Here is a 3,995-nt window from a genome sequence, read left to right as displayed (position 1 = left end):
GACCAACCTCGTAAAAAATATCAACTGTCGTCTCTCCACAGATGAACATAAAGCTATCAAAAATAATGAGTATGAAACATTAGCTCACAGCCTTGGTGTATCAGAAAATAAAGCTAAGCAAATTGCACAAACCGTCAAGCAAGTCAAAGAAGTACACCAGCAAGCTTGCACACGCACAATCAACCATTCAAATGCACTCGCTATGGCAAGTTAAGAATGGATGAGACCTTCCCTTTTCATGGGGAGGGCGCATAAACGAAAACGGGTTAGCGTTATCTTCTGTCTTTGCAAAAAGAAAGACTAAACACCCGAAAAAATATGCCTGCTAAAAAAGGCTTATTTAAGACAATTATTTAAAAACTGGAAAGGAAGAATAAATGCCAGAAAAGACAACAGAAAATCTTTTATCAATGACAGAAGAAGAATTAAAACGACGCCGTCAAGCCGTTAAAGCAGCAATCAGCTCCCATGCAATAGAGGGAATAACGCTTCATTCCACAACGCTAAAAATTTTAGAAGAATATGCGAAAGGGAGTATTTCACTAGAAGAATTTAACACTCTTATGGACAACGCTGAATTATAAGGAGGTAAACATGCCTAAAGCAAAAAAAAACAGAACCCCTTCACCTAATCATTATACTTATCCTCAAAGCGTCACGCTCAAAAATAAATATGGAATACAAGACTACACATCCCTTTTGGAAAAATGCGCGCATGATACAACAAAAGAAATGATCAATCTGCTTTCATGGGAAGGGCGCACAAACGAAAACGGGCTAGCTTTATCTTCTGCCTTTGCAAAAAGAAAGATTAAACACCCGAAAGAACATGCCTGCTAAAAAAGGCTTATTTAAGACAATTATTTAAAAACTGGAAAGGAAGAATAAATGCCAGAAAAGACAACAGAAAATCTTTCACCACTAGAAAATATTACACTAGAGAAGTTTAAAACTCTTATGGACAAAAAGTTAAAAATGCCAGACGCAGACAGTATCTTTCCACATCATCATTATACTTATCCTCAAAGCATCATGCTCAAAAATAAATATGGAATACAAGACTACACATCCTTTGTAAAAAAATGCGCGCATGATACAACAAAAGAAATGATCAATCTGCGTAAAGAGCCTCTACCAGAACAGTTTAATAGTTCCTATCTATTCTCTATTCATCATAAGTTGTTTAAAAATACCTTTGAATGGGCTGGACATCCGCGTCATATCCCCTTTACATTTGAAGATGGTACCACAGCCGTCATGCCTATCGTAGAACATTCTAATTTTTTTGCAATCGGTGATGAGGTTCAAAAAGGCTTACAACAATTCGATCAAACGCTTAGTCAAAAGAATAATTTGCAAGGTTTAACGCGCGAAGAATTTAACTTGGAAGCCGCAAACTTATTTAACTCTCTCAATAAAATCCATCCATTCAGAGAAGGTAATGGACGCACACAACGAGCATTTTTTGAAAAACTTGCTCAAGCCGCAGGCCATCAACTTGAATTTTCGCTTGTCACACAAGAACGCATGACGCTCGCCAGTTTTGCGGGAGCAGTAAAGGGTGATCTAGAACCGATGCAACATCTTTTTGAAGATATCTCTAATCCAGAAAAAATTGATCTTTTAAAAGAGTTTATGGACAACATAGAAAATATGGGACGTAATGTGAATAATCTCCCTGTTATGGTTGCAAAGGAAGGTGAGACTTACACGGGACTTTATAGAGGTGCTGCTCTTAACAGCTTTGCCATCAATGTAAAGGGAACTTTCATCATCGGCAATAAGGACTACCTTACACCAGACCAACTCAAAACATTAAAACATGGTGATGAATTGACCTTCACTGTCCCACAAACACAAGAGTTAAATAACACGCTCATCCCGAAGGAAATGTTACCCCCTTTGGGAAAAACTGAACTTTCCGAAATGGTTGCAGAAGATGCCCGTGTCCATACAACGCGAGACCAAATTCAAAAGTTCGCAAAAATTATTTATGGTAACTCAAAAACATTAGACAAACAGATGACCGAAATTATTCAAAATCCAGATTTAGGTCAACAGCTTGCCAATCAGATTGAAACGGCACCGGACTCTATTGCTCATCTTGCTGGTTTTAGTTTATGCGGCTTACAAAATCAGRCACGTRCAAACGCTAAAAATCATATTGATATGCTCTGTAATGCTGTTGTAAATTTTGGACATGCTGTAAAAAATGCACATGCAGAAATTACGMAAGAACACGCAACAAAACAAAGTCRCCKTGCAACAACCGTAGAAATGCCAAGTAAAAACTTGCAAGATCTTTTTTCCTTGCCAAAAGAATTACAGCAAGAAGCTCTAGCAAAAAATCCTGAACTTCAAAAAGAGCTGACCAACCTCGTAAAAAATATCAACTGTCGTCTCTCCACAGATGAACATAAAGCTATCAAAAATAATGAGTATGAAACATTAGCTCACAGCCTTGGTGTATCAGAAAATAAAGCTAAGCAAATTGCACAAACCGTCAAGCAAGTCRAAGAAGTACACCAGCAAGCTTGCACACGCACAATCAACCATTCAAATGCACTCGCTATGGCAAGTTAAGAATGGATGAGACCTTCCCTTTTCATGGGGAGGGCGCATAAACGAAAACGGGTTAGCGTTATCTTCTGTCTTTGCAAAAAGAAAGACTAAACACCCGAAAAAACATGCCTGCTAAAAAAGGCTTATTTAAGACAATTATTTAAAAACTGGAAAGGAAGAATAAATGCCAGAAAATACGACAGAAAATCTTTTATCGATGACAGAAGAAGAATTAAAACAACGCCGCAAAGACGTTAACGCCGCCATCAACACCCATGCAATAGAGGGAATAACGCTTCATTCCACAACGCTAAAAATTTTAGACGAATATGCGAAAGGGAATATTTCACTAGAAGAATTTAACACTCTTATGGACAACGCTGAATTATAAGGAGATAAAAATGCCAAAAGTTAAAAAACCTTCATCTAAACATTATATTTATCCTGGAAGAGTGACGCTCAAAAATAAATATGAAATAAAAACCCTAAAAAAATTTCGGGAAAAATGCGCGCATGATACAACAAAAGAAATGATCAATCTGCGTGAAGCACCTCTACCAGAACAGTTTAATAGTTCTTATCTATACTCTATTCATCATAAGTTATTTAAAAATGCCTTTGAATGGGCTGGACATCCCCGCCATATCCCCTTTACATTTGAAGATGGTACCACAGCCGTCATGCCTAACATGCAAGCACGGGGATTTTTTAATCGGTCTTTTGCAATCGGTGATGAGATTTCGAAAGGCTTACAAGTATTCGATCAAACACTTACCGAAAAAGATAATTTGCAAGGCTTAACGCGCGAAGAATTTAACTTGGAAGCCGTAAACTTATTTAACTCTCTCAACTACATTCGTCCATTCATAGAAGGTAATAGACGCACACAACGAGTGTTTTTTGAAAAACTTGCTCAAGCCGCAGGCCATCAACTTGACTTTTCGCTTATCACACAAGACCGCATGGATCTCGTCAATTATGCAGGAGCAGTAAAGGGTGATCTAGAACCGATGAAACATCTTTTTGAAGATATCTCTAATCCAGAAAAAATTGATCTTTTAAGAGAGTTTCTGGATAACATGGGAAATAAGGGATATAATATGAATCCTCATCCTGTTCTGGTTGCAAAGGAAGGTGAGACGTACACGGGACAGTATAGAGATACTGGTTTTCACAGCTTTGCCATCAATATGAACGGAGCTTACATCATCGGCAATAAAGACCATCTTACACCAGAACAACTCAAAACATTAAAACCTGGTGATAAATTTACCTTCACCGTTCCACAAACACAAGAATTAAATAAAACGCTCATCCCAAAGGAGACATTACCCACTTTGAAAAAAACTGAACTTTCCCAACTCACTGCAGAAGACGCCCGTGTCCACAAAAGCCGAGAAGAAATCCAGCAATTGTCAAAAATTGTTTATGGT

5 protein-coding genes and 1 pseudogene are annotated in these 3,995 nt (G+C 37.8%); all 6 read left to right on the top strand.

The features are described 5' to 3' along the window. Positions 1–214, top strand: a pseudogene (locus CEV08_RS08990) (adenosine monophosphate-protein transferase); the annotation flags it as partial. Between the two features lie 163 nt (positions 215–377). Then, positions 378–584 carry an antitoxin VbhA family protein gene (locus CEV08_RS08985; protein WP_100131260.1) on the top strand — a complete coding sequence of 69 codons (207 nt, stop codon included), beginning with the start codon at positions 378–380 and terminating at the stop codon, positions 582–584. Positions 585–594: 10 nt separating this feature from the next. After that, entirely contained in the window at positions 595–840 is a 246-nt protein-coding gene (locus tag CEV08_RS08980) for a hypothetical protein (protein ID WP_100131259.1), read from the top strand. Positions 841–957: 117 nt separating this feature from the next. Next, positions 958–2,583, top strand: coding sequence for a BID domain-containing T4SS effector (locus CEV08_RS08975; RefSeq protein ID WP_100131261.1), 1,626 nt, complete (start codon positions 958–960; stop codon positions 2,581–2,583). Positions 2,584–2,746: 163 nt separating this feature from the next. After that, on the top strand, positions 2,747–2,953 hold the full coding sequence (locus CEV08_RS08970) for an antitoxin VbhA family protein (protein ID WP_100131258.1): 207 nt from the start codon (positions 2,747–2,749) through the stop codon (positions 2,951–2,953). A gap of 10 nt (positions 2,954–2,963) precedes the next feature. Then, positions 2,964–3,995 (top strand): Fic family protein (locus tag CEV08_RS08965; protein WP_180753583.1); only part of this gene is annotated, 1,032 nt, incomplete at its 3' end.

Origin of the sequence: Bartonella tribocorum, from assembly GCF_002778015.1 — a bacterium.
Taxonomy (GTDB): Bacteria; Pseudomonadota; Alphaproteobacteria; order Rhizobiales; family Rhizobiaceae; genus Bartonella; species Bartonella tribocorum_B.
Note: the sequence above shows the minus strand (reverse complement) of the source record. Positions and strands in the feature narration are given on the sequence as shown.

Coding starts and splice junctions, on each gene's coding strand:
- CEV08_RS08985 (WP_100131260.1), top strand. CDS start 378: ATGCCAGAAAAGACAACAGAAAATCTTTTATCAATGACAGAAGAAGAA.
- CEV08_RS08980 (WP_100131259.1), top strand. CDS start 595: ATGCCTAAAGCAAAAAAAAACAGAACCCCTTCACCTAATCATTATACT.
- CEV08_RS08970 (WP_100131258.1), top strand. CDS start 2,747: ATGCCAGAAAATACGACAGAAAATCTTTTATCGATGACAGAAGAAGAA.